27 protein-coding genes are annotated in these 22,782 nt (G+C 50.6%); 19 read left to right on the top strand and 8 right to left on the bottom strand.

From position 1 onward, the window contains the following. Positions 1 to 8 precede the first annotated feature (8 nt). The 4 genes from hisC (at position 9) to Q5741_RS01370 (ending at position 3,521) form a co-directional block, all read left to right on the top strand. Complete coding sequence (gene hisC / locus Q5741_RS01385) at positions 9 to 1,106, top strand: histidinol-phosphate transaminase (RefSeq protein ID WP_305022249.1); 1,098 nt, start codon at positions 9 to 11, stop codon at positions 1,104 to 1,106. A 42-nt stretch (positions 1,107 to 1,148) separates the two neighbouring features. After that, on the top strand, positions 1,149 to 2,243 hold the full coding sequence (locus tag Q5741_RS01380; protein WP_305022248.1) for a prephenate dehydrogenase: 1,095 nt from the start codon (positions 1,149 to 1,151) through the stop codon (positions 2,241 to 2,243). A 673-nt stretch (positions 2,244 to 2,916) separates the two neighbouring features. Further along, a complete protein-coding gene (locus tag Q5741_RS01375) occupies positions 2,917 to 3,243 on the top strand; it encodes a hypothetical protein (RefSeq protein WP_305022247.1) in 327 nt (108 codons plus the stop codon). Then, positions 3,240 to 3,521, top strand: a complete 282-nt coding sequence (locus Q5741_RS01370) for a SunI/YnzG family protein (RefSeq protein WP_305022246.1) — start codon at positions 3,240 to 3,242, stop codon at positions 3,519 to 3,521. Before Q5741_RS01375 ends, Q5741_RS01370 begins: the two co-directional genes overlap by 4 nt. Positions 3,522 to 3,612: 91 nt before the next feature. Here the strand turns inward: Q5741_RS01370 and Q5741_RS01365 are convergent, their stop codons facing one another. From Q5741_RS01365 to Q5741_RS01345, 5 genes are read right to left on the bottom strand one after another with little or no spacing between them, the layout of a single operon-like run. Next, positions 3,613 to 4,467 (bottom strand): STM4011 family radical SAM protein, encoded by an 855-nt coding sequence (locus Q5741_RS01365; RefSeq protein WP_305022245.1) that lies wholly within the window; start codon positions 4,465 to 4,467, stop codon positions 3,613 to 3,615. Continuing rightward, the gene (locus Q5741_RS01360) at positions 4,464 to 5,855 is read right to left on the bottom strand and encodes an STM4012 family radical SAM protein (protein WP_455430321.1); all 1,392 of its coding nucleotides are present in this window, start codon (positions 5,853 to 5,855) and stop codon (positions 4,464 to 4,466) included. The genes Q5741_RS01365 and Q5741_RS01360 overlap by 4 nt, the downstream gene beginning before the upstream one ends. Before the next feature lie 27 nt (positions 5,856 to 5,882). Then, complete coding sequence (locus tag Q5741_RS01355) at positions 5,883 to 6,689, bottom strand: STM4013/SEN3800 family hydrolase (protein WP_305022244.1); 807 nt, start codon at positions 6,687 to 6,689, stop codon at positions 5,883 to 5,885. Next, a complete protein-coding gene (locus tag Q5741_RS01350) occupies positions 6,683 to 8,032 on the bottom strand; it encodes an STM4014 family protein (protein ID WP_305022243.1) in 1,350 nt (449 codons plus the stop codon). The genes Q5741_RS01355 and Q5741_RS01350 overlap by 7 nt, the downstream gene beginning before the upstream one ends. Then, a complete protein-coding gene (locus Q5741_RS01345; RefSeq protein ID WP_305022241.1) occupies positions 7,974 to 8,819 on the bottom strand; it encodes an STM4015 family protein in 846 nt (281 codons plus the stop codon). The genes Q5741_RS01350 and Q5741_RS01345 overlap by 59 nt, the downstream gene beginning before the upstream one ends. A gap of 166 nt (positions 8,820 to 8,985) precedes the next feature. Between Q5741_RS01345 and Q5741_RS01340 the strand changes: the two genes are divergently transcribed. Further along, positions 8,986 to 9,555, top strand: coding sequence for an Imm50 family immunity protein (locus tag Q5741_RS01340; protein WP_305022240.1), 570 nt, complete (start codon positions 8,986 to 8,988; stop codon positions 9,553 to 9,555). 77 nt (positions 9,556 to 9,632) lie between these two features. On the opposite strand, the gene Q5741_RS01335 is transcribed toward Q5741_RS01340, so the two are convergent. Continuing rightward, positions 9,633 to 10,769 (bottom strand): phosphodiester glycosidase family protein, encoded by a 1,137-nt coding sequence (locus tag Q5741_RS01335; protein WP_305022239.1) that lies wholly within the window; start codon positions 10,767 to 10,769, stop codon positions 9,633 to 9,635. A 374-nt stretch (positions 10,770 to 11,143) separates the two neighbouring features. Here Q5741_RS01335 and Q5741_RS01330 point away from each other — a divergent pair, with 374 nt between their 5' ends. From Q5741_RS01330 to Q5741_RS01295, 8 genes are all read left to right on the top strand, one after another. Continuing rightward, positions 11,144 to 11,737, top strand: a complete 594-nt coding sequence (locus tag Q5741_RS01330) for an RNA polymerase sigma factor (RefSeq protein ID WP_305022238.1) — start codon at positions 11,144 to 11,146, stop codon at positions 11,735 to 11,737. After that, positions 11,734 to 12,363 carry an anti-sigma factor gene (locus tag Q5741_RS01325; RefSeq protein WP_305022237.1) on the top strand — a complete coding sequence of 210 codons (630 nt, stop codon included), beginning with the start codon at positions 11,734 to 11,736 and terminating at the stop codon, positions 12,361 to 12,363. Before Q5741_RS01330 ends, Q5741_RS01325 begins: the two co-directional genes overlap by 4 nt. Before the next feature lie 110 nt (positions 12,364 to 12,473). Beyond that, entirely contained in the window at positions 12,474 to 13,061 is a 588-nt protein-coding gene (locus Q5741_RS01320; RefSeq protein ID WP_305022236.1) for a histidine phosphatase family protein, read from the top strand. 100 nt (positions 13,062 to 13,161) lie between these two features. Continuing rightward, positions 13,162 to 14,277 (top strand): hypothetical protein, encoded by a 1,116-nt coding sequence (locus Q5741_RS01315; RefSeq protein ID WP_305022235.1) that lies wholly within the window; start codon positions 13,162 to 13,164, stop codon positions 14,275 to 14,277. Positions 14,278 to 14,349: 72 nt separating this feature from the next. Beyond that, entirely contained in the window at positions 14,350 to 14,856 is a 507-nt protein-coding gene (locus Q5741_RS01310; RefSeq protein WP_305022234.1) for a gamma carbonic anhydrase family protein, read from the top strand. 23 nt (positions 14,857 to 14,879) lie between these two features. Next, positions 14,880 to 15,062 carry an IDEAL domain-containing protein gene (locus Q5741_RS01305; RefSeq protein WP_305022233.1) on the top strand — a complete coding sequence of 61 codons (183 nt, stop codon included), beginning with the start codon at positions 14,880 to 14,882 and terminating at the stop codon, positions 15,060 to 15,062. Positions 15,063 to 15,235: 173 nt separating this feature from the next. Further along, complete coding sequence (locus Q5741_RS01300) at positions 15,236 to 15,892, top strand: DUF1405 domain-containing protein (RefSeq protein ID WP_305022232.1); 657 nt, start codon at positions 15,236 to 15,238, stop codon at positions 15,890 to 15,892. Between the two features lie 43 nt (positions 15,893 to 15,935). Next, entirely contained in the window at positions 15,936 to 16,790 is an 855-nt protein-coding gene (locus Q5741_RS01295; RefSeq protein ID WP_305022231.1) for a sporulation protein YpjB, read from the top strand. Between the two features lie 98 nt (positions 16,791 to 16,888). Here the strand turns inward: Q5741_RS01295 and Q5741_RS01290 are convergent, their stop codons facing one another. Both Q5741_RS01290 and Q5741_RS01285 read right to left on the bottom strand, forming a co-directional pair. Beyond that, a complete protein-coding gene (locus Q5741_RS01290) occupies positions 16,889 to 17,425 on the bottom strand; it encodes a GNAT family N-acetyltransferase (protein ID WP_305022709.1) in 537 nt (178 codons plus the stop codon). Between the two features lie 42 nt (positions 17,426 to 17,467). Continuing rightward, complete coding sequence (locus Q5741_RS01285) at positions 17,468 to 18,337, bottom strand: YitT family protein (RefSeq protein WP_305022230.1); 870 nt, start codon at positions 18,335 to 18,337, stop codon at positions 17,468 to 17,470. A 201-nt stretch (positions 18,338 to 18,538) separates the two neighbouring features. Here Q5741_RS01285 and Q5741_RS01280 point away from each other — a divergent pair, with 201 nt between their 5' ends. The 6 genes from Q5741_RS01280 (at position 18,539) to bshA (ending at position 22,744) form a co-directional block, all read left to right on the top strand. After that, entirely contained in the window at positions 18,539 to 18,868 is a 330-nt protein-coding gene (locus tag Q5741_RS01280) for a nucleotide pyrophosphohydrolase (protein ID WP_305022229.1), read from the top strand. Positions 18,869 to 18,915: 47 nt separating this feature from the next. Continuing rightward, positions 18,916 to 19,455, top strand: a complete 540-nt coding sequence (locus Q5741_RS01275) for a tetratricopeptide repeat protein (protein WP_305022228.1) — start codon at positions 18,916 to 18,918, stop codon at positions 19,453 to 19,455. Between the two features lie 13 nt (positions 19,456 to 19,468). Further along, on the top strand, positions 19,469 to 20,272 hold the full coding sequence (dapB, locus tag Q5741_RS01270; protein ID WP_305022227.1) for a 4-hydroxy-tetrahydrodipicolinate reductase: 804 nt from the start codon (positions 19,469 to 19,471) through the stop codon (positions 20,270 to 20,272). An 81-nt stretch (positions 20,273 to 20,353) separates the two neighbouring features. Then, the gene (mgsA, locus tag Q5741_RS01265; protein WP_305022226.1) at positions 20,354 to 20,788 is read left to right on the top strand and encodes a methylglyoxal synthase; all 435 of its coding nucleotides are present in this window, start codon (positions 20,354 to 20,356) and stop codon (positions 20,786 to 20,788) included. Then, positions 20,785 to 21,486, top strand: a complete 702-nt coding sequence (gene bshB1, locus Q5741_RS01260) for a bacillithiol biosynthesis deacetylase BshB1 (protein WP_305022225.1) — start codon at positions 20,785 to 20,787, stop codon at positions 21,484 to 21,486. The genes mgsA and bshB1 overlap by 4 nt, the downstream gene beginning before the upstream one ends. A gap of 94 nt (positions 21,487 to 21,580) precedes the next feature. Beyond that, on the top strand, positions 21,581 to 22,744 hold the full coding sequence (gene bshA, locus Q5741_RS01255) for an N-acetyl-alpha-D-glucosaminyl L-malate synthase BshA (RefSeq protein WP_305022224.1): 1,164 nt from the start codon (positions 21,581 to 21,583) through the stop codon (positions 22,742 to 22,744). Positions 22,745 to 22,782 lie beyond the last annotated feature (38 nt).

Here is a 22,782-nt window from a genome sequence, read left to right as displayed (position 1 = left end):
CTAATGGCATGCAGCCTAAAAGTAATATCATTAATCTACCGGTGTACCAGCCGGGCAAACCAATTGAAGAAGTGAAACGTGAACTGGGACTCAGCGAGGTTGTCAAGCTGGCGTCTAACGAAAATCCGTACGGCAGCTCTCCTGCAGTACATCGGGCGATCCAGTCCGAGCTGGAGAATATTAGCATCTATCCGGATGGCAGCGCTGCGGATCTGACGGCAGATGTGGCGCGTCACGTTGGTGTGAACCGCGATCAGGTGATTTTCGGCTGTGGCTCGGATGAGATCATTGCCCTGATTACCCGGGCCTTTTTCCTTCCAGGCGATGAGACTATCATGGCGGATCAGACATTCTCTGTGTACAAGAGCAATGCTGATATTGAAGGGGCTGTCTCCATTGAGGTACCTCTAAAGGACGGCACGCACGACTTGGAAGCCATGCTCGCAGCAATTACAGACCGTACAAAAGTAATATGGATCTGTAATCCGAACAACCCGACAGGGACCATCGTTAACGAAGCAGAGCTGTCCTCTTTTGTCAGCCGCGTTCCAAAGCATGTAATGGTGGTCATTGATGAGGCTTATGTGGAATATGTGACAGATCCTTCGTTCCCTGACAGTGTTCGTCTGCTGCAGGATAACGAGAATGTGGTTATCCTGCGCACCTTCTCCAAAATTTACGGCCTGGCTTCCTTGCGTATCGGTTACGGCCTAGCCTCTGCATCTGTGATCTCTCTGATCAATAAAGTACGGGAACCGTTTAATACCTCCCGTTTTGGTCAGGCTGCTGCAAGAGCGGCCATTGCAGATCAGGACTATGTCCGGGACTGCCGTGAGAAGAATGCCAAAGGAATTGTCTTCCTGCAGGAAGAGTTTAGAGCAATGGGATTGTTCTCATTCCCGGCGCATGGCAACTTCATTATGGTAGATGTCGGCAGAGCTTCCCGCGAAGTGTTCGATGAGCTGCTGCAAAAAGGAGTCATCGTACGTCCAGGATTCAGCAAGTACCCTGAATATATACGGGTAACTGTAGGATCAGAAGAACAAAACCGGGTTTTCCTTAGCGCCCTCAAGCAGGTGCTTGGCGCGGAGACGGCCCAGGTATAATCTGGGGTAAAATCTACACCAATGAAGCGAGGACCCTTAGTCATGAAAATAGCAGTTATCGGCGTCGGGTTGATCGGTGGTTCTCTGGCCCTTTGCTTTAAGGGAAAGCCGGGAATCACGGTAACGGGCTTTGCCCATCAACCCCAGTTGATTGAAGATATGCTGAGTCGCGGCGTCGTGGATGCCGCGACTTTATCACTTGAGGAAGCTGTACTGGATGCGGACTTTATCTTTGTGTCCGTGCCTGTCGGCAAGATTGAACACTATATGGAGGAACTCAGCTGCTTACCGCTGAAGCCGGGCTGTATTGTATCTGATGTTGGCAGCACCAAGGCATCGATCGCGGCGTTTGCCGCCCAGCTGGATTGGAAGGGTGTGTATTTTATCGGCGGACACCCGATGGCGGGTTCAGAGCGAGCAGGTGTTGCAGCAGCAACGGCGCTGCTGTTCGAAAACGCGTATTATGTGCTGACTCCATCGGAGGAAACACCTGAAGAAGTCTACAACTCACTGGCAACCCTGCTGGAGCACACCAGAGCCCAGGTGGTAAGGGTGGAACCGTCCGCCCATGATGACATTGTTGGCGCCATCAGCCATCTCCCGCATATCATTGCGGTTGCATTAGTGAATCAGGTGCGGGGACTGAATGAGCAGAATCCGCTGTACCAGCTCTTGGCGGCCGGCGGCTTCCGGGACATTACCCGTATTGCGTCCAGTGATCCCGTCGTTTGGCGCGATATCCTACTCAGCAACCGTGATGTGCTGCTGAACCTGCTGAAAGAATGGGACGAGCAGATTACCGGCTTTACCCGGATTCTTGAAGACAGGGACGGCCTGGCAATTGAACAGGCTTTTGCCGGGGCAGGTGCTTTCCGCAGTGAGCTGCCGGAACGTCGTAAAGGCATGATTACCCAGTTATATGATCTTTACATGGACGTACCGGATACACCCGGGATTATTGGCCGGATCGCCACGGAGCTTGGCAGCAGGGGGATCAACCTGAGCAATATGCAGATTATCGAGAGCCGTGAGGATGTGCCTGGCATCCTGCGCTTATCGTTCCGGAATGAAGACATGATGGAGAAGGCGAAGGCTCAGCTGGAATCCATGAACTATAATGTATCTGTCGTGAAGTAATTAAATAATTTTCGAGAGGACAATTTGCATCCTATCCAGACGCCGGTTTCGGATTAGAAGTGATGGACACTGAAGGAGCAGCCAGCTTCAAGGGAGTCCTGTGATCATCACTGGGTTTGATAGATGCGAATTTCCTGCACAAAAAAGAAAACGCTTTAAAAACATATTGACAAAATGAAAACGGATACATATAATAAAAGTACAGTATGGTTTCTCTCCACTCCTATCCAATAACTGGTTGTTCTGAAAATGAACGACAAGGCCGCTTATAGCGGCCTATTTTTTTTGCAGCAAACAGGAATGGATCGGCATTTAAGAAGAGTAAGAGTAAAATAGCGGGAGGTCAGCCTTTACCGATGAAAAAGCTGCTGCCTGCAATGGGTATTCTGATGATGACGATCCGTTTCTCCGTAAAACTTGTTCATTCCGCAATCCGAACAGAGCTGGATCGGATTCGTGGGGATAATGAAAATTAAGGTAAATTTTATGTTATATTCTGTATAAGAAATGATATTCATCCAGGGGAGGGGAAGGTGATATATAAACTTCGTTACAGGATTCTCTGGCTGACATGCCTGTTGATGATCTGTCTCCTTCTAGGAGCCTATAGCACAACAATACAACCTGCGAAGACATCGGATGAATCTGCGGCCAAAGTTTTTGTGAGAAGCACATGCAGACTTGGACCGTTCAGCAAGTTCCGCCGGATCGTTATTTTGGTCAAAACATTGACTATTACAGGTTTATTGTTAAAGGTCATCCCTTGGAGAAAAAGTACCATACAGCAACACAGCTTAACATCATGGTGAGCAAAGGCCAAGTCATTGGGGGGACTTCATTTCCTGACCTGGAGGGATTATTGGGTAGTGTATATTCTATCGAAGGCAGGACATTGGAAGAAGTTCAGGATATGACTTATGCAGACTGGCTGGGGGTATGGAAGAAGAAGTACAGCCCAGAAACGACAGCTTTTATAAAGAGTGAGGGGAGAGGAAGATGATAGGGATACAAGTGAAAAAGGTCGAAGATCAATTAATCATCCGCTGGCAGCTATCCAAGACGATAATACCAATTGCAGATATTACCGAAATCTATCTGGATGATACCTACGCAGGGACAGACCCAGCTGCGGTCCGGATCGGGCTGCCATCGGGAACCTCGGAGCGAATTGTAATCCGTACTCATAAGCAATCTTATGTTTTGTTTTTATTCGATTCTACGAAAATGATGAATCGCTTGCAGGATGATGTCGGTCTCAAGGTGAAAGCCAGCCGTTAAATAACGGTATGTCTATTAAAATAAAGCCTTACTCTCGCCCCGTCAGGAAGGAGAGTAAGGCATTTGCTGTTATTGTTGTTATCGTCTGTGTCTAGAGCCGGGGATTGCGCTCCAGCAGACCGCTGCCGTAGACGTTCTCCAATTCAAGCTCAGGCAGATGGATGTAACCAATATAGCAGTCACACGTATTCATTCGGCAGGAACGTTTCTGCGACAGCTTCACCAGGCCATCCCGATACAGATCCCCGATGACCGCTCGATCCTTGTAACAGCGCTTTACCCGTCCGGAGGCTTGAACATAAAAAACATTCACACCTGCCATACAGGACTTGCCCTGACTGTCATAATCCATGAGGTTCAGTCCGAACAAAGGGTCGATGCTCTTAAGGAATTCAATGTCCTTATCCGAATAGTAGTCCGGTTTATCCTTATAAGCATTTACCCATACATAAACGTCTTTCGGGAGGTTGGCCCGCAGCTCCGTAATGGCTGCAAAAGCAGAATGAACGCCTACACTTCCCACGGTAAACGAAACGCCCCGCTCATACAAAAACTGACACTGCTGCAGAAAGGATGTTGGCTGCACCTGTCCCGGATGATAGCTGGCCCAGAACGTCACCTTGTGATTCTTCAACTGGTCCACGAAATCCAGTCTAGCGGAGAGATTGGTCTGAATAGCGATTTTCTCTACATGGTCCATCGAACTGAGCTCGGCCAGGGCATGACGGTACCAGCGGTGAATGAGAGCCTCCCCATATGGATTGAAAAAAATGGACAGCTGATGTTTCTCTGCAGCCTGCTCACGGACCCATTCCACAAACCGCTCGAGATGCTTCTGATCCTGCGCAAGGGTGGCCGTACTGTCTCTGCGTTTACCGAAGGGGCAGTAGGGACAGTCATAGTTGCAGGATGTTAATGACCCGCGATAATAGATGACCGCCTTCATGCAAGAACAAATCCTTCCATGCGCTCACGCACCTCTGCTGATATGAGCCAGTCTCCGATCGCATCCGAGCAGGAAAGACCCTCATCACTCAGATACATCGTTCCATCCTTTTCATAAGCCATCCCGCTCAGCAGGGGCAGATTCAGCTCTGGATAATCATCTGCAGGAAGGCTCCCGAAGCGCTGATGATAGTCGGCGAGGCGCAATCCTTCCCGGTGGAGCAGCGCTTTAAGGATGAAACGCCGCTTTTGCTCGTCGGGCCCCAAAACAAAACCGTAATCGGCCGTTGAATAATCGTCAGCGGCCACATAGTCGGCAATGATGCTAGCCGTGGCCTGGCGGCTGACACCATATCGGGAAGCATAGTGAACGTGTCTTGTATAGGAGCGGGCGCCGCAGCCCAGACCGACCATTCCCTCCTCCTGACAGCTGTAGTCCAGCAGCTGCTTCATACTGGTTGTACCAGCCTTGGCGAACCGCCGCATGGACGATTGGACATAACCTCTGCCAATCAGATAATCACGTGCCAATGTATAATAAGCCAGCCGCTGATCCTCACCATGCTGCCGGATATCGTCCGGCTTCACAATGGTATGCTCTCTTGTATAGAGCGGATAAAGGAAAATCTCCTCTGGATCAAAACGGAGCGCTTCCTGCAGCGAATACATCCAGGTATCCTCGGTTTGTCCGGGAAGGCCGTAGATCAAGTCAAGGTTGAGTATGGGAAAACGATTCTTGGTCAGCTTGTCCAGTGCCCGGTATACCTCAGCCGGGTCCTGCGGACGGAATATGGCAGCAGACTCTTCAGCTACAAAGCTTTGGATGCCCATACTGACACGGTCCACACGGTGGTCTCGAAGAATAGCCAGTTTTTCCTTTGTAATCGTCTCGGGCGACGTCTCTACGGAGATAGATACCTGCTGCAGGTCTACCTTCATATCCTTGACAGCGATGTCGAACAGCCTCTTCAGCTGGCGTGCGGGCAGCAGGGTAGGAGTGCCTCCACCGATCGCGAAGCGGGCATACGGCTTGTGTGAAGTCACCGGGCCCCACTGCCGTGCCTGGCGTTCCAGTGCGTCTACATATTGTTCATGGACATTCGCCCTTTTGTCTGGCAGTGTGAAGAGATTACAGAAGCCGCAGCGAGCACCGCAGAACGGAATATGCATGTACAAAAAGAAGCTCTCCGCGGGTTCTGAAGCCCATAATTCCCGAAGCGGCAGCGGAGACGGAAACTCGCGGTAAGCGGTCTTATGTGGATAAGAATATAAATAAGACCGGTAAGGCAGCCGCAGCATTTGGGCTTTCCAGGCCTGTGCATCGGCGGAGTTATAGGTTTGCTGCTGAACTTTAGATGACTTGGTTGGAGCAGCCACATCCGTCACCATCCTCTCTGGTTGAGATTTTTATATGCTTCATATGCTTTGACCTTTAGGTGATAAGAAAAATTCCCTGTAAGGCACATTCCAGACGGTCTCATGCGCAAGCCGGTGTCCTTCATAGCCGTCCTCGCCATAAGCGGTACCATGATCAGAGAAAGCAAGGCAGAAGACCGGATTCCCTCGCTGCCTGAAGGCGTCAAACAACCGGCCAAGCTCTCCATCCGCATAACGAAGCGCTGCCCGCTGGGAGTCAACGGAATCTTTGCGTGCCCCGGGTACAAACATATGATTAGGACCATGGATCGCCGACACATTAAGGAAGAGGAAGAGACGCTGATCAAGTGGTGTACGTTCCAGCAGCTTGATGGCATGGTTGACCTGATGCTCCGTTGAACGGGGGTTTGTCACGCCAAAGGTCATTCTCCAGTAGCTCTCCTGAAAATATCCCGGCAGTACTTTAGCCAGCGGATTTTTCTTAGTAAAAAAGATCACACCCCCAATACAAACTGTACGGTATCCTTCTGCGGCCAGACCGGAAACGATATCAGGCGTATCAAACAGCCAAGTATTAGGGTGAGTCTTGAGACCCGTGTTCCTGGAATGAAAGAGCCGGACATGGCTGGCTTTATCCGTGTCAGCTGGTGTGGGAAGGAAGCCGCCGAAGAAGGCATGATGGGCGGCGTATGTAAAGCTGCCGGGTGTATGACGCTTTTCCCAGGATCCGCTGCCGCATAAGTTGGGACAATTGGATTCCTCCAGTATGGCAGCGTCGTAACGCAGAGTATCCAGTGTAATCATCACAATGTCGTGTGTACCGACAATATCATTCATATTCACCATGCTGTAACATCCTCTATAAGTTGATGACGCTGCAGAAGGCGCTGCATTTCCCATTCATAAGTGCCTAATCCATCATATGAAACATCATACAGCAGGTCCCCGAATGGATTGACATCTACGATATAGGGGAGCAGGCTTCCGCTCTGCAGCAGCACATCTACGCCGGCCAGACTGGAATTAGGAAAGGCTTCAAGCGCCTGAATCGCTGCTTTCCGGACTTTTCCCAATGCAGACAGGTCGAGGCCGGCTTCTGATGGTGTCATCCGGCGGGTCCGCAGATGCAGATTAGTGATGGGAGTCCGGCTGGCACGCGCCACCGTATGACCTGCTTCTCCCCAAAGCACGAGCTGACGGACGTCAAAAGCCATCCCGTTCACTGATGCTTTGGGAACCCATTGTTCCACCTGGGCGCCGTGGCCGAGCACCCAGTTCATTACGGTGGCAATAGTCCGCGGGTCGGTGTACCGCCGCAGCTTGCCGGCATTATAGAAACGCGGCGGCCGCTGGATGAAGGATTCGAAGCCCACGGTGGTTGTCGCAATTTCAGTCCCTGTAACCGGATTCAGCTGGTAGGCAATGACTCCCGAGGCCGCCGATCCGCATGCCAGCTTGACGAAAACCCGGTGCATTCCTTGATGAAACAGCGCCGCTCGCAGTTCCTCATAGGAATGAATAGAATCCATATCCTGAAGTCTGGCAGGTATAGAAATCCCCGTCTGCTCGAGTTTCTGCTGAGCGACCCGTTTGTCTGTCATATCAGCGATATCCTGCGGTGCATTAAACCAGACGGCTGCTGGCAGAAGCGCGGCAGCTTCCCTATGCAGCTGTGCCAGCAGCCTGCAATAGCCGCGAAACCATTGAGAAGGATGATGCAGGACGCCTTCAGCCGGTTCCAGTTTAGCGGCGGCAGCTCGATACAGCGGGTAAGGGTCATACCGGTTGGCATATCGATACAGCGTTTCATCGATTCCTTGTCGGTCAGGTGCACCGTATTCAATGAGCAGCCGTTCAACCTCGAAACCGCCTCCCGGCGAATCCAGACGCAGCAAAGCACCGTGCTCCATACAGAGATGGAGCAGTTCCTTACCCCGCCAGTGCGAAGGGATCTCTGTCTGCTCGCGGGCTGCAGTCAGCAGCAGCTCCTCCAGGGATTGTCCAAGCAGCAGGTCTCTGTAGGACAGCACGATGGCGGAAGGAAGCCCCAGCCGGCTTCTTGCCTGCTGGATGCCAATGGTGCGCTTGTGATCGGCCTGACCGAACAGGAGGAACGGCAGGCCGGACAAGTTATTCGGTAATGGATGGGTAACGCCAGTCATTTTCATCATCAGCCTTTTCTTGTTCACTTACATCCACAGAAATGCCAGTCTCTGTCCACCGTTTTACCATATCGTCCGACATATAATGATGATGGAGATCCAAGTGCTTCAGGCGCTTGATACGGTCACTTTGGATAAGGGCCTCTGCGCCCTGATCACTCAATGTGCCATCCGACAAATCGAGCGTTTCCAGTTGATCCAGAATCGGCGCGTCGGCTAGAGCTTCTGCGATCTCATCCTGGATTTCGCTGTTCTTAAGACCCAGAAATGTAAGCTTTGGAAACTTGCCTGGCTCGATCAGCGGCAGCAAGTTTTCAAGTCCGCCATCAAAACCATACTCATCGACCCCCAGATAGAGCTCCAGGTGCTCCAGCTGCGGCAGTGAAGCTTCAGCAATTTGCTGTAATACGTCCGAACCCAGTCCCCCGCATATAATAACAAGTTCCTTGAGATTCTCATGCTTCAGATTGGTCAAGGCAAGACCGTTAGAACCTTTGATCCGGAATGATTCCAGCTGAGGATAGGCTGCAAGAAGCGGAGAGAGGTCGGTTTGGACGATCCAGGACACTTCGCATTCTTCAAAGCCCATGTCCCCAATAAACAGCTTGCGTAGAGATGGAAAACGGTCATGATGCTCAACGAGTGATCGTACGACATCTTCGGAGGAGTTCTCATAGGCCTGTCCCCAGTCGCCAATGATGAGGCTGGTCAGCTGTGCGCTGTCTGGCTGGCTGCTTAAATCTTCGATCAGCTTCGTAATTCTTACTCCATTCTCATACTCATCATAATCAACCTTCAGTTTGACTTCAGTCATTCTGGCAACCTCCCGGTAAAAAATGGATTCCCTTCCACCCTATCATTCGGTATGAGCCTCCGTCAAATCCTCTTTCATTTATAGCGATAAAGGAAGCCGCGTTTGTTATCCTTACTTTTTTGATATAATGTCAGCATGAAAGGGAATCGAAACGGAGGTCGACAGCATGCAGCTGAATATTGATCAGATAGAGCAAGAGAATGGGGTCTATACCCTGAACTACAAGGCCGGCGGGCCATTGCCCTTTACAGAGCACGATATCGTGCTGCTGCACGCGGACGGATATTTTATAGGCAGTATTATCGGGTTGACATCGGAGCAGCTGAGGCTGAGTGTGGAGGAAGAAGGATTCGCAGAAGCCGTGCAAGGGTCGCTGGAGATGGAGCTTGCCTTCTCGCCGGCCATCTCGATTGAAGGAGGCCCTCAGCTGGTTCAGGAGCTGGGCGGATTCCCTTCTTTTCATAAAGCAGAAATAACCAAGGCAGAAGTAAGCGGAAAAAGTGTAAAGCTGGCTTTAAATACCCCGAATTCTGCCGGGACAATCAAGGAAGTTATCTTCACGTTCCAGGAAGTGAGTGAACAGGAATTTACACCTCTGGCCGATCGGAATATCATTGAGCAGATAGATTTCCGCTACGACGGCGGGGATATGGTAGTGGATATTGAGGGAGAGACCGGATTATCCGGTTCTTTAATCTGCGGAGGCATCCGGGCAGAGGTTAGCAGTAACGAATAGAGTGGAGCAAATGATCACAACTAGATACCTTAAAAAGGCTGGTCCCTGGCATTCGCCGGAGATCAGCCTCTTTATGTCTAATTTACAAGCTTTACGATCAATGCATTACTAATCTGACGGCCTGGCGAAGTGAGGTAGGAACCATTATAATACAGCCCGCTGGAGGCCCCTCCGTCCAAGTTCATCGCCTGATAGGCGCCAGCCTGCTTCATGATCTGCGCCAGTTGTGGAATAGTTGCTCCGCCAGTCGTTAACAGAATCAGCTTATGGTCTTTCGTAATGCCGAGTGCGCTGCGCGCGCCGCCGCCGGTCAGAATTTTGGGATCACGGAAGCCTTCCCCCTTCACATCTAGGGCCACCTGTCCGTTAGCGACAAGGCGCGGTCCTGCCTGCAAAGCCCCCTGTATTTCTCCTGTATCATAAAAGCTGTTAAAGCTCAGTCCCGGGATCAGCTGGGCGAGCTGGTTGCTGTCATATGTAAAAATTACTCGTTTGTCCGCAGGACTGGGCTTCAGAATTTTGCCCGAGCTGACGATATACCCGTAAGGGGTTTTAATGGAGCCTTTCGTATAGGCATCAAAGAAAGTTCCGTTAATGGCGACAACCGCCTGATTGCGTTTGGCGATGGAACGAAGATCTTCTACTTTGCCTACCTGGTTGCCTGCCAAAGCTACATCGAGCTGGACTCTCGGATCCAGCATAGAAATCGTGACGACCTGGGCACTGAAGGAGCGTCCGCCAACATTAAATGTTTTTTTGGCTGCAGTCACCGGCTTTGTTGAAGTAGAAATGCTGCCGCGGGCAGTGACTGGCAGTGTCATCGAATCTTTGCCTGCTGTAAGAAGCACGGAAGAGGTGTTGTTATTCCATTTGGCCTGGAAGCCAAGCTGCTGGGCTATAAACTGCAAAGGGACATAGGTTGTTCCGTTCTCGCGAAAAGCGGATGACGTTAACGTCATCTTCTTATCATTAACCCATGCCGATGTGCTTCCGGCAACCAGGGATAACGTTGTACCGTTCTTAATGATTTCAGCTTTTTTTTGACTCTCATTCCAGGTTACGGATACACCCTGATAGCTTTTGAGCAGGGAAAGAGGAACGAAGGAAGCCCCTGCTTTATCCGTAAGGACTATCATTTTTGCCGGTGCCGACGCATACACTGGCATGACCATTGCAAGTGCGGCCAGCAGCACCAGGGTAAAGATTTTTTTCATGACTGGATCAATCTCCTTACATTGTTATATTCTGTTATCCTGTTTCTATATCGGCACGCTGATCTAAAATATTAGTTACAAAACTGCAACTTTTTATGCTCGAGGGCCGTCATAAATTAGTAGAAAGCAGGGAGGTTTGGATTTGACCGCCCATATTATGCTACAATAGGTAAGGCATTTTGTAGAAAAAGATGATAGATTGTCTTTTCCTGGCGCTGCTATTCCTTGGTTTACATAATAAGGGTCTCCATTACGGCAGGCCTTTCTTTTGCTGAAAAATTTCAATTAGTCCGCAACTTTTGCATACCTGTTCGGTAATAATAGTAGAGGGTCGAACGGGGATTAGCCTGATGGGCGAGGAGGATCTCACACTGATGACGGATTCCCAGTTGATTCGTGAAATTAAAGAAGGTAATGTCGAGCTCTATTCGGAGCTGATGCGGCGTTACCAGCGAAAAATATTGGCATTTATTTATCACATGCTAAAAAGCTCCAAGCTGGAGCTGCTTGCTGAAGATCTGTGTTCGGAGACATTCTACAAAGCCTTCCGCAGTCTTCAATCTTTCCGGGAGGTAGATGCCTCCTTCTCTACCTGGCTCTATACCATTGCGAGAAATACGGTGCTGAGTGAGCTGCGCAAGCAGCGCGGCAGCATGGTACCTCTGGATGAGAGCGGTTTTATGCCAATGGCATCGCCGGATGCGGTGCCGGAGCAGGCGATTCTGCGCAGCGAGAAGGTAGAGATGGTACGTGAAGCCATCAATCGTCTTCCGGAGAAGCAGCGCTCTGCGCTTATATTGAGGGAATATGACCAGTTAGACTACCAAGAAATCGCAACGATATTGAACCAGAGCGTCAGTTCAGTAAAATCTCTGCTGTTTCGTGCGCGTTCCAGTGTCAAAAGCCAAATGGAGCCCTATTTTTTCGAGCCTATTTATGAGGAATACGAAGGGATGAAGAGCCAATGAAATGCCGTGAAGCTAAGGAAGTGTTTGGTCTGCTGGAAGAGCTGCCCGAACATGATCTTCGGCGGATCAGAGCCAAACGCCATGTAGAGCAGTGTCCGGTATGCAGCAGTGAGCAGGAGGAGTGGGAAGAACTTCGACTGTTGATGATGAGCATACCGGATGAGGTAACCGATGCTCAGGCTGAGGCCGTTAACAGAAATGTGATGAATCGGATTTATGCGGAATCGCCTTGGCTCGTTCCGGGTGAAGTTAAGCAGACGCGTGTGCCGCCGGTCATCCGCAGTCACCTTCGATTGTGGATTGCTGCTTTTGTAGCCCTTTTTCTATGCAGCTTCATTTATTGGATGACCGATCAGCCCGTCGCACACGAACAGGCGGCTGATTCTGCTGCTGCTCAGCATGAAACTGTTCAGGCGACCGGTATTTTACCTACAGGCATTGCGGGTTCACCGCAAACGGCCGAGCAGTTCAACTATAATATTCCGGTACCCAAGAACGGGATCACGGATCCACTTGTAGTCAGCATGGCCCCTGCCTATCCGCAGTATTGGATGGCGCTGTCCCTGTTGGCGCTGTGTCTGGCAATTGTATCCATCCGCTGGGTACACCGGGTACGCCGGACCTAAACGGAAGGTTCCCCGGTGGAGCGGTCATTCAATATTCTTGCTTGACCTGATCACATCTGATCTTTATTTACTTAATCGCAACGTAAAGTAAACGAAATGGAGGAGACGGCATGCTCGTTGGATTGATTCGCCATGGTCTCACAGACTGGAATGCCTTGGGCAGAATTCAGGGACAAAGTGATATTCCGCTGAATCAGGAGGGCCGCAGACAGGCTGCACTGCTTGCAGAGCGGCTGAAACAGGAACCTTACGAATGGCATGGTGTGATCACAAGCGGGTTATCCAGAGCCTATGAGACGGGGGCTATTATTGCGCATTCCCTCGACATTCCCCTTCTTGAGCCTGATGTTCGTCTCAATGAGCGCTTTTATGGTCAGATCGAAGGGATGACGCAGGCGGAACGCGAGGGGAAATGGGGAACCGACTGGAACCTGCAGGAACTCGGACAGGAAAAGCTGGAGGATCTCCAGCTGCGCGGTCTTGCCTTTATGGAGGAAATTAGCAAGCGTTCTCCAGATGAGAATTTGCTGGTAGTGTCCCATGGCGGATTCCTGGCTCAGCTGTATACGGCCTTGTACAAGGACAAGTACAGTGAGCGACTAGGAAACCTGTCATTAACCATACTGGAAAAAGAAGACCTGAACTGGGCTCCGTTATTATATAACTGTACCAAGCACCTGCTGGCGCATAAATCATAACCCGATAACCGGGTTATTTTTTTTGGATTTTTTTGGCGGCAGGCGGAATAAAAAAAGGAATAATTCCCATAATGGTAGTAAAACGGTGAGGCGATGGATTATGAATCTAGCAGAAATGCTTACATTTGCCGATATCGGCCAATTAAACCGGATTGCAGCACACTACCAGTGCGACTGTAAGAGGAACTCCAAGCATGAGCTCATTCAGAGTATTCTGATCGCTTTGGGGCAGCGTGAGTTTTTTGAAGAACAGGTAAGGCTGTTGACCCTGCCGCAGCTGCGCTTCCTGAATCAGCTGCTGTTCGACGGGAGGCATTTTTTCAGTCTGGAAGATCTGCAGGCCGTGGCCAGGCACTCTATGGATGAGGAACAGGGAAAGCTTACAGGCACTCCAAGAGACATGATTACCTTATTCACCAAAAGCGGCTGGCTGTTCAATGGAACTGCCGGCAGTAACCGATACCTGTTCCAGGTACCCGGTGATCTGAAGGAACGGCTGCGTTATGTTCTGCGGGAGCGGTTTCGGCACCAGACGGCAGCCGCGGATGAACCTACAGTCTACCGGGAAGAGCATCATCTTTTGGCCGAAGATCTTCAACTGATGCTGCAGTTTGTCAATAACCATGAAATCCCCTTGAACAGCGAAGGTATGATGTATCGGCGGCAGCAGCAGATGCTGATGGAGCATCTTCATATTCAGGAACCCTTAATTGCCAAAGGCGGCTGGCGTTTTGGATATGGACGCTCTTTCAAAGATTATCCTGACCGTCTGGCCCTGCTGTATGATTTTGCGGTCCATCACAAATGGCTGACTGAGCGCGGCGGAACCCTCAAGCTGACAGAAGCGGCAAGGGATGAAGCGGATCGGAATCCTGAAGAGAAAATGATACAGTTATTTCGCTTTTGGTTAAAACTGTATAAAGGAGCCATTCCCAATCTGGTTTCACTCGTTTACTGGGTTGGCGAGTCCTCTAGAAGTTGGGTGCTTACAGAGTCTCTGATGGACAGTGTAGGCATACTGATCAAGCCTTTTTACTATGATAAGCCTCACGACATTTTGCACAAACGGCTCCTGCATATGATGCTGCATCTGGGCATGGTTCGGATTGGCGAGCTTCCAGGCTGTGGGACAGCAGTGCAAATGACCGCATGGGGAGTCAAGATGAGCGAGAGCTGCATTCACGGCTTTTCCAGTAAGAGTGGAATGAAGGGGTAGAGGCTTACATGTTTGACAAGTGACAGGCAGGTTGATAGAATCACATCCACAATCAGGAAAGGGTGAGATTCCATGCTGCTCCCGTATAAAGGAGTCCTGCCGAGGCTGCATGCCTCTGTCTATACTGCGGAAGGAGCCAAGCTCATCGGAGATGTGAAGATCGGCTCCGAATCAACTGTTTGGTTCAATGCCGTTCTTCGCGGCGATATGGCGCCGATTGTGATTGGCGAACGCTGCAATATTCAGGATAATGTGGTCGGTCACGTGAATACAGATCAGCCGCTGCTGCTGCAGGATGACGTGTCGGTAGGCCACAGTGCTCTAATTCACGGCTGTTCGATAGGCAAGGGTACATTAATTGGTATGGGGGCCATCATACTGAACGGTGCTGATATTGGTGAATATGCTTTAGTAGGAGCAGGATCGCTGGTAACGGAGAATACAACAATACCACCCTATACGCTTGCTCTCGGATCACCTGCCCGGGTCATCCGTGAACTGAATGAGGATGATTTGCAGCGGATGGCACGGACGACAGAGGGATATGTGATCAGAGGCAGGGAATATAGGATTTCTTAGACAAAGGTCTGGAGGTGCATCCTATGGATAAAATGAAGGTTACTTATGAAGTCATGTTAGGTCTGGCTGCTGAGATGGTGTGGGATGAGGCATTGCGCAAATTCCGGAGCGAGAGACTGTACCAGAAAATTGACGACGCGCTCGCTAGTGGAGATGTGGTGGCTTTCCAAAATCTTACGGATGAACTGAAGGAGCTTCAGTTCTAGCTTTGCCGGCTGCCCTGCAAGGAAGCTGTCTGCAGCCTTCACCTTGATTCGGATGGACAGGGATAGTAAAATATTGAAATGCGAAACCTGATCGTGGAAGCGGTCGGGTTTCTTGTGCAGCCGGGAGGCGGTCCGGTTGGTGACTGCCTGAAGAAGCGGAGGGGAACTATCCATTGTCGATATCATTTTTCTGGAGCAGAGCATTTTTAACGAAGCGATCCTTTTTATGGCTGCTGCTGATTTGTAATTTGATCGGAACAGTATACGGCTATTACTGGTATGGCGGGCAGCTTGAGTATACGCTGGACAACTACGCGCCTTGGCTGCTGGTTTTTGTTCCGGACAGTCCGACGGCCAGCCTCTTTTTTACGATTGCCATCGGTTTTCTGCTGTTTCCTCCTTCTGGAAGGCTGGGCAGCGGTTTCCGGCAAATTATTGAGGCTTTGGCTGTCGTGACAAGCGTTAAATACGGGATTTGGGCTTCGGCTATTATTTTTGCTGGCGCCGCACAAGGGGAGCCTCTAATCTGGCAGGACTGGATGCTGGTCTGCTCCCATACAATCATGGCCGTTGAAGCACTGGTGTATGTGCGCTTTTTCCTAATGAAGCCATGGGCTCTTCTCGTAGGGGCGGCTTGGACTTTTCTTAATGATACGATTGACTATACATATGGTGTTTTTCCTTTTCTGCCGCAGCCGCTGTATGATCATGTGACATGGATACGCAACGGTACGATCATGCTTACTTTGTTCAGTGTATTGGCTGGCTGGGCAGCGGTATTTCAAGCAAGGCGTTCTTCAAATAGAGGTTCGCTGGACCACGAGTTCTAATCCTGTCTTGTCCGCCATAAGTTGGTGGTAGGAGGGATGTCCCATGATACGGAAAGGGCTTGGTGCAGTGCTGTCCGTCCTGTGCCTGCTGCTGCTCTGGTATGGCTCCTTATGGGTAAAGCCGGCCATTGTACATTCTGCGCCTGGGTTCGAAACCGCGGGAGGAGTCAAGCCTTCGGCTGCAGCTGCAGAATTTAATCAGACGGCAGCCCGTTTATACAGCCATGTTCAGGAAGGCAATATTCATGCGGTTAAGGAAGACCTGGCGGCAGCCGTCAAGCTGTTCGAGCAGGGTGCGGTACAGGGGAAGCTCTCAGTGAGCGGTATACATGCCATGTCTGAGGTCATGCTGGAACTGGAACAGGTGACGAACAATGTCAAGGCTTCGCCGGAAGCCTGGAACCAGGCGGCAGCGCGTTTTCGTCTGGCGGCGGACAGTATTGCCAATCCCCAGCAGCCGATGTGGCATCAGTATTATAAATTGATGTCCGAGGACCTGAAGCGTTTGAATCAGCTGGCGGCGGCAGGAAGCACCCAAGAGATTCGCGCTTCTGCGGCACTTCTGCGCACTCATTATGACACGATGCGAACAGCTGCGCTGATCAGCAGAAGTGAGAGTGTAGTCGCCCAGATGGACTCCTGGCTGTCCCATGTTGAGGGTATGGCAGGTAATCCGGAGAGTAATCGAAAAGAAATGCAGGATACGCTGACCTTCGGCAGCGTTGTATTGAACAGCCTGTTCGGTAAGGAAAAGGACGAGTCGGCGATGGCCTCTTTTGCTGCTGGCGGCAGCCCGTGGATGACCGAATTCGGCATTGCTGCTTTCATTATCGCTGCGCTTGCGTATGCCGGCTACCGCAAGTACAGCGGCCAGAATCCATGGCGGTCAGGAATTTAACAGAGGAAATGACAGTTTATCCTCAGTATGCCAAGAAGGCTATCCCATGTCGTTATTCACGATGGGATAGCCTTTTTGTTTTTGGCTGTTGTCACTTGTTACAGTGCTGGATCAGCTGTTAATGAAAAGACACGGGTATCATGGCTTGCTCCGTTCTGATACATGTAATTGCGCAGTATTCCCTCTTCCCGGAATCCGAGCTTACGGAGGAGGGAGGCGGACGGGGTATTTTCTACATATACAATAGCCCCGATCCGTACCAGATCCATGGATTCCCATCCATACCGGATCACTTCAGCTGCCGCCTCGCTTGCGTAACCCGCTCCCCAATAATCCGGATGGAGCTCATATCCCAGCTCAGCCCGCTTGTGTTTGGGCGACCAGGCGTTAAATCCGATAGTACCGATCAGCCCCGGGGAGCTCTTCCGCTGGATCCCCCAGCGGATACCTCGTTCCCCTGTCCAAGCGGATGCGAAGAATTGGAGCAGCCGATCAGCTTCTTCCAGCCGGGTGAATGGATCTTGGCCGTAATACCGGGTCACGTCCGGATTTGAGAAGATACCGAACACCTCCTCATGATCCTCTGAGGACAGCTCTCTCAGCACCAGTCTCTCTGAATGCAATACAGGAAAGATTCTGACCACCTTCTTTCAAAGAATCGATGATGTCCGTGTACATTACTCTACCTTAAAGCCTTCGCCGTGTACGTCATGAACATCGTTAATGATCACGAATGCTTTGGGGTCCACGGATCGGACAATCTGGTGCAGCGTGCGGATCTCCTGCCGTGAGACCACGCAGTAGGCCATGTGTTTCGCCTGCTTGGAGAAAGCGCCAATGGCCGGGATAATCGTTACACCCCGATCCATATCTCTTGTAATGATATCAGCGATGTCATTGGCATGATCGCTGATGATCATGAAGGCACGGGCTGAATAGGCGCCCTCCTGAATAAAATCAATGACTTTAGAAGCGATAAATACGGCAACCAGCGTGTACAGGATCTTTTCCTTAGGAATATAGAACAGGGAGGAGCCAATGATGATAATATCAATGGCCAGCATGATCTGTCCCATACTCCAGCCGGTCTTGCGGTTCAGGATGCGGGCGATGATATCTGATCCGCCAGTCGTTCCCCCAAAGCGGAAGACAATTCCCAAGCCGGCTCCAAGCGTTACACCCGCATAAAGTGCTGCCAGAAGATAGTCCGAGTGGGTGCGGAACGGATCAATCCATCCTTGTTTGATCAAGCGTTCGAACAGCCACAGGAAGAAGGTTAGAGCACCAATGCCTACGCCTGTGTAGATAATCTGCCGGCCGCCAAGGAGTTTCCACCCGATCAGAAACAGCGGAATGTTGATCACCAGCGTGGAGAGGGATGGTGAAATCCCGAACGCATAGTTGAGCAACACAGTGATACCGGTGACACCGCCTTCCATCAATTCATTCGGAATAATAAAATACAGCAGGCCGAATGCATAAATCGCTGCGCCCAGCAGAATGGGCAGAATGACACGGACAGGATTCATTAATTTGGAATTGTTCATGGTAACCCTCTCTATTATGTATAATTCTGGTTCATGCGGCTCTATGCATGAAAAGGCTGCAGATGCATAAAGTCCACTTTATACAGTATACCTGTTTCCCTGGTGATTAAAAAATATTTGTTTTCAATTGTTCTTTACGATAACATTAGTTTTAAACATTAGCTTGCGGCATGGTTCACTTGCCGGTGGGAGGTGTACGCTGTGGAGAAGTCATTGGCCGAAATTCAGCGCGAGGTTGACCAATACATATCCCAGTTCAAAGAAGGTTATTTCAGTCCTCTTGCCATGCTGGCCCGGATGAGCGAAGAAGTCGGGGAGCTGGCCAGAGAGGTAAATCATTCATTTGGTGAGAAGCCGAAAAAGTCAACTGAAGAAGACAATTCCATTGAATTGGAACTGGGCGACATTCTGTTTATCACTGTTTGTTTCGCGAATTCGCTTGGCATTAATCTGGCTGAAGCCCATGACAAAGTCATGCATAAATTTAATACCCGGGATGCAAATCGCTGGACTAAAAAGGACACCGAATAGAATTCCGGTACATATGCTGTACAAAACCCGAAAGGGGGTACGGCGCAATGAAAGCAAAGGACATGGTTAGGAACGCATACAGGGCTATTTTGCAAAACGATTTTGAACAGGCTATTCACTGGTTTGAGTCTGCGATTGCAGCTGAGCCCGGACAGGCTGAACATTATTACAGATGTTCGGTTACCTGCTCCCGCAGCAGGCGGCTGGGCCTTGCAGTTGAGTACGCTCTCAAGGCGGTTGAACTTGCGCCGCAGCGGGATGATTATCTGCTCCATCTGCATCATCTGCAGGCCAGACAGCTGGCAGAGACCGCTCGCAGACAGCTGGAACCGGGCAGCCCGGAGTCTGAGGAGTCGCCCTATGAGGCTGTGCGGCTACTGCAGAAGGCTATCGAGCTGGATCCGTTAAACGGGGAAGCTTATGTCTGGCTGGCGCTTGCTTATGCCGAGTTGGAGCAATATGTGCTCGCCGTGGAGACGCTTGAAGAAGCAATAACGCTTCATCCCCAGCAGGAACCGCTGCAGCTGCTGAAGCAGGACCTGTACAAACGAATGGCCTCTGTATCCAACAAACCGTCCATACAATAGGGAGATGACATAGATGACAGATCGAATCAGGGTAGCCGTTGTCGGTGCCGGGGGAAGAATGGGGAAAGAGGTTGTCAAGCTGGTGCTTCAGGATGAGGAATTGGAGCTGGCTGCGGCCGTCAATACGTCTTCCGTTGGTACGGATGCAGGTACGCTTGTCGGACTGCAGCCTTGCGGGATCGAAGTTAAGGAGGACCTGGAGCTGGCGCTGGTGGAAGGCAAGCCGGACGTAATGGTGGATTTTACGGCCCCACATTTTGCCTATGAACACACCGCGCTGGCTATTTCTCACGGCGTAAGGCCGGTAATCGGCACGACCGGCTTCAAGCCGGGACAGATCGAAGAGCTGGACAAGCTCTGCAAACAGAAAGAGATCGGAGGTCTGATCGCTCCTAATTTCTCTATCGGTGTCATTCTGATGATGAAGTTTGCAGCACAGGCCGCCAAGTATTTCCCGCATGTAGAAATCATAGAGACTCATGGCGACCAGAAGCTGGATGCCCCGTCAGGCACAGCGGTAAAAACAGCGGAGATGATCGCTGAGAACCGTGAAGAATTCCGTCAAGGTAATCCGAAAGAGGAAGAATTGATTGAGGGTTCGCGCGGCGGATATTATCAGGGATTCCGTATTCATAGTGTTCGTCTTCCGGGTGTCTTTGCACAGCAGGAAGTTATTTTCGGTGCGTACGGGCAAAGCCTGAAACTGCGTCATGATTCCTATGAACGTGCAGGATATATGCCGGGTGTGAAGCTGGGGATTCAAAAGGTTATGGAGTACAGCGGCCTGATTTACGGTTTCGATCATTTTATTGATTAAGCACGGAACGGACTACAGGCATGCAGCGCCAGGAGATTTAATAGAATCATGCAAAATGCTGACTAATGGGAGAGATACTTCATGTTTAAAATCGCATTCATCGCACACGATCGTAAAAAAGACGAAATGGTCAACTTTGTAGTAGCCTACGAACATGTCTTCAAAGGTCACCAGCTGTATTCTACAGGTACAACCGGTACACGAATTATGGAGCAGACAACGCTGAACATCCACCGCTTCATGTCCGGTCCGCTTGGCGGGGATCAGCAGATCGGGGCCATGGTAGCTCAGGACGAGATGGATCTGATCATCTTCCTGCGTGATCCGCTGATGGCTCAGCCGCACGAGCCGGATATCAGCGCTTTGCTGCGTTTGTGTGACGTTCAGGGCATTCCGCTGGCGACCAATGTGGCTACCGCTGAAATTCTTGTTAAGGCACTTGACCGCGGGGATTTCGGATGGCGTGAGCTTGTACATAAATATAAGCCGGGTGTCGCGACCGGTGAAGCGGAATGAGTCTGGATATACTAATCTTTGGGGCCCATGCAGATGATGCGGAGATCGGCATGGCAGGTACGATTGCGAAGCATACTTCTGCCGGTTTGAAGGTAGGAATCTGTGATCTTACCCGGGCAGAGATGTCTTCGAACGGGGATGTGGATACACGTCAGGCAGAAGCGGAGGCAGCCTCGTCTGTTCTCGGCTTATCTGCGCGAACGAACCTGGGCCTGCCGGATCGCGGTCTCATGCTGAATCAGGACCATATATCTGCAGTGACAGCAGAAATTCGCAGACACGCCCCGAGGATCGTATTTGCCCCATATTGGGAGGATCGCCATCCGGACCATGTCATGTGCAGCAAGATTGTGGAAGAAGCGGTGTTTAACGCGAAGCTGCGCAGATACATGCCAGAGCTGCCTTCAGTACAGGTCAGCCAGCTTTATTTTTATTTTATTAATGACGTGGGGAAAACGGATCTGGTTGTGGACATTACAGAGTATTACGGACAGAAAGAAGCCTCGCTCCAATGCTATCAGTCCCAATTTGAAGCTGTCACAGGCACAAATCAAGCCCAAACGGTTTCGACTCCTTTGAATCAAGGGTATATGGAGCGTATCAAAGCCCGCGATTCCCTGCTTGGACAGCGTATGCTGATTCCGTTCGCCGAGGGTTTCGCATCGAAAACTCCATTTGTGGTCAGTCAGTTTGGTTAAGGGCTTACGACTGTCGAACAGTGGAACCATTAGACTGAAATCAATAGTATAACTCATACTAATATACTGGTTGCGGGGAAAAGGGAGGACATCCATGAGCAAAAGCCTGAAAATTGGAATTACCTGTTACCCGTCACTTGGAGGCTCGGGCGTTGTGGCCACAGAGCTGGGAAAACTGCTGGCAGAAAAAGGGCACCAGGTCCACTTTATCGCCAATAGCATTCCCTTCCGTCTAGGCGGTGCTTTTCAGAAGAATATTTTCTACCATGAGGTAGAAGTTAATGACTATTATGTATTTCGCTACCCGCCTTATGATCTGTCGCTGGCTACGAAGATGGCGCAGGTCGCCAAGATGCAGCAGTTGGACATTCTGCATGTTCATTATGCCGTCCCTCATGCGGTATGCGCCTTTCTGGCGAAGCAGATGGTCGGAGATCAGCTGAAGGTGGTCACGACCCTGCACGGAACGGACATTACGGTCCTCGCTCAAGATGAATCATTGAAGGATCTGATCCGCCTGGCTATTAACGAAAGTGATGCCGTTACAGCGGTATCTCAGGACTTGATCCGGGAGACGGTGGACGTGCTTGACATCGAGCGCAGCATCGATCTGACTTATAACTTTGTTGACAAAAGAGTCTATTACCCGAGGGACGCTGTGGCACTGCGGAGAGACTTTGCTGCACCGGAAGAAAAGGTGCTTATGCATATTTCGAACTTCAGACCGGTGAAACGGGTTAGTGATGTGATCGATGTGTTTCACAAAGTGAATCAGAAGGTGCCTTCCCGTCTGCTGCTTGTGGGCGAAGGTCCGGATCTGCCCAAAATCCAATGGAAAATCAGCGAGCTGGGGCTGGAAGATCGTGTGCATTTTCTCGGCAAGCAGGATGAAATTGCCCAGGTCATTTCTATGGCGGATGTGCTGCTTTTGCCTTCAGAGAAGGAGAGCTTCGGCCTCGTGGCTCTGGAAGCCATGGCCTGCGGGGTGCCGACCATCGGCTCCATGGCCGGGGGCATTCCGGAACTGGTTATCCACGGAGAAACAGGGTATCTGGCCGAGATTGGCAATACAGATCAGATGGCGGAGTATGCGATCCAGCTTTTGAGCAACGAGGGACAAGCTGCGTCATTCCGCGAAGCTTGTCTGCATCGTGCCCGGACTTCGTTCTGTGATGAGCTGATTACTAGTGAGTATGAAGACATTTATTATCGCGTGTTGGGACGCAAGGTTTCCGCATTGAAGCCGGTTTGCGGTTAAGCGGAGGCCTTGCTTTATTTTTGAATAAAGGTGGAGCA

Source organism: Paenibacillus lacisoli (genome assembly GCF_030580655.1).
GTDB classification, from domain to species: Bacteria; Bacillota; Bacilli; order Paenibacillales; family Paenibacillaceae; genus Paenibacillus; species Paenibacillus lacisoli.
This window is presented reverse-complemented; position numbering and strand designations above follow the sequence as displayed.

Coding starts and splice junctions, on each gene's coding strand:
- bshA (WP_305022224.1), top strand. CDS start 21,581: ATGAGCAAAAGCCTGAAAATTGGAATTACCTGTTACCCGTCACTTGGA.
- Q5741_RS01285 (WP_305022230.1), bottom strand. CDS start 18,337: ATGAACAATTCCAAATTAATGAATCCTGTCCGTGTCATTCTGCCCATT.
- Q5741_RS01325 (WP_305022237.1), top strand. CDS start 11,734: ATGAAATGCCGTGAAGCTAAGGAAGTGTTTGGTCTGCTGGAAGAGCTG.
- Q5741_RS01340 (WP_305022240.1), top strand. CDS start 8,986: ATGCAGCTGAATATTGATCAGATAGAGCAAGAGAATGGGGTCTATACC.
- Q5741_RS01360 (WP_455430321.1), bottom strand. CDS start 5,855: ATGGTGACGGATGTGGCTGCTCCAACCAAGTCATCTAAAGTTCAGCAG.
- Q5741_RS01320 (WP_305022236.1), top strand. CDS start 12,474: ATGCTCGTTGGATTGATTCGCCATGGTCTCACAGACTGGAATGCCTTG.
- hisC (WP_305022249.1), top strand. CDS start 9: ATGCAGCCTAAAAGTAATATCATTAATCTACCGGTGTACCAGCCGGGC.
- Q5741_RS01305 (WP_305022233.1), top strand. CDS start 14,880: ATGGATAAAATGAAGGTTACTTATGAAGTCATGTTAGGTCTGGCTGCT.
- Q5741_RS01330 (WP_305022238.1), top strand. CDS start 11,144: ATGACGGATTCCCAGTTGATTCGTGAAATTAAAGAAGGTAATGTCGAG.
- Q5741_RS01380 (WP_305022248.1), top strand. CDS start 1,149: ATGAAAATAGCAGTTATCGGCGTCGGGTTGATCGGTGGTTCTCTGGCC.
- Q5741_RS01370 (WP_305022246.1), top strand. CDS start 3,240: ATGATAGGGATACAAGTGAAAAAGGTCGAAGATCAATTAATCATCCGC.
- Q5741_RS01310 (WP_305022234.1), top strand. CDS start 14,350: ATGCTGCTCCCGTATAAAGGAGTCCTGCCGAGGCTGCATGCCTCTGTC.
- bshB1 (WP_305022225.1), top strand. CDS start 20,785: ATGAGTCTGGATATACTAATCTTTGGGGCCCATGCAGATGATGCGGAG.
- Q5741_RS01295 (WP_305022231.1), top strand. CDS start 15,936: ATGATACGGAAAGGGCTTGGTGCAGTGCTGTCCGTCCTGTGCCTGCTG.
- Q5741_RS01275 (WP_305022228.1), top strand. CDS start 18,916: ATGAAAGCAAAGGACATGGTTAGGAACGCATACAGGGCTATTTTGCAA.
- mgsA (WP_305022226.1), top strand. CDS start 20,354: ATGTTTAAAATCGCATTCATCGCACACGATCGTAAAAAAGACGAAATG.
- dapB (WP_305022227.1), top strand. CDS start 19,469: ATGACAGATCGAATCAGGGTAGCCGTTGTCGGTGCCGGGGGAAGAATG.
- Q5741_RS01375 (WP_305022247.1), top strand. CDS start 2,917: ATGCAGACTTGGACCGTTCAGCAAGTTCCGCCGGATCGTTATTTTGGT.
- Q5741_RS01335 (WP_305022239.1), bottom strand. CDS start 10,769: ATGAAAAAAATCTTTACCCTGGTGCTGCTGGCCGCACTTGCAATGGTC.
- Q5741_RS01315 (WP_305022235.1), top strand. CDS start 13,162: ATGAATCTAGCAGAAATGCTTACATTTGCCGATATCGGCCAATTAAAC.
- Q5741_RS01355 (WP_305022244.1), bottom strand. CDS start 6,689: ATGGTGAATATGAATGATATTGTCGGTACACACGACATTGTGATGATT.
- Q5741_RS01345 (WP_305022241.1), bottom strand. CDS start 8,819: ATGACTGAAGTCAAACTGAAGGTTGATTATGATGAGTATGAGAATGGA.
- Q5741_RS01365 (WP_305022245.1), bottom strand. CDS start 4,467: ATGAAGGCGGTCATCTATTATCGCGGGTCATTAACATCCTGCAACTAT.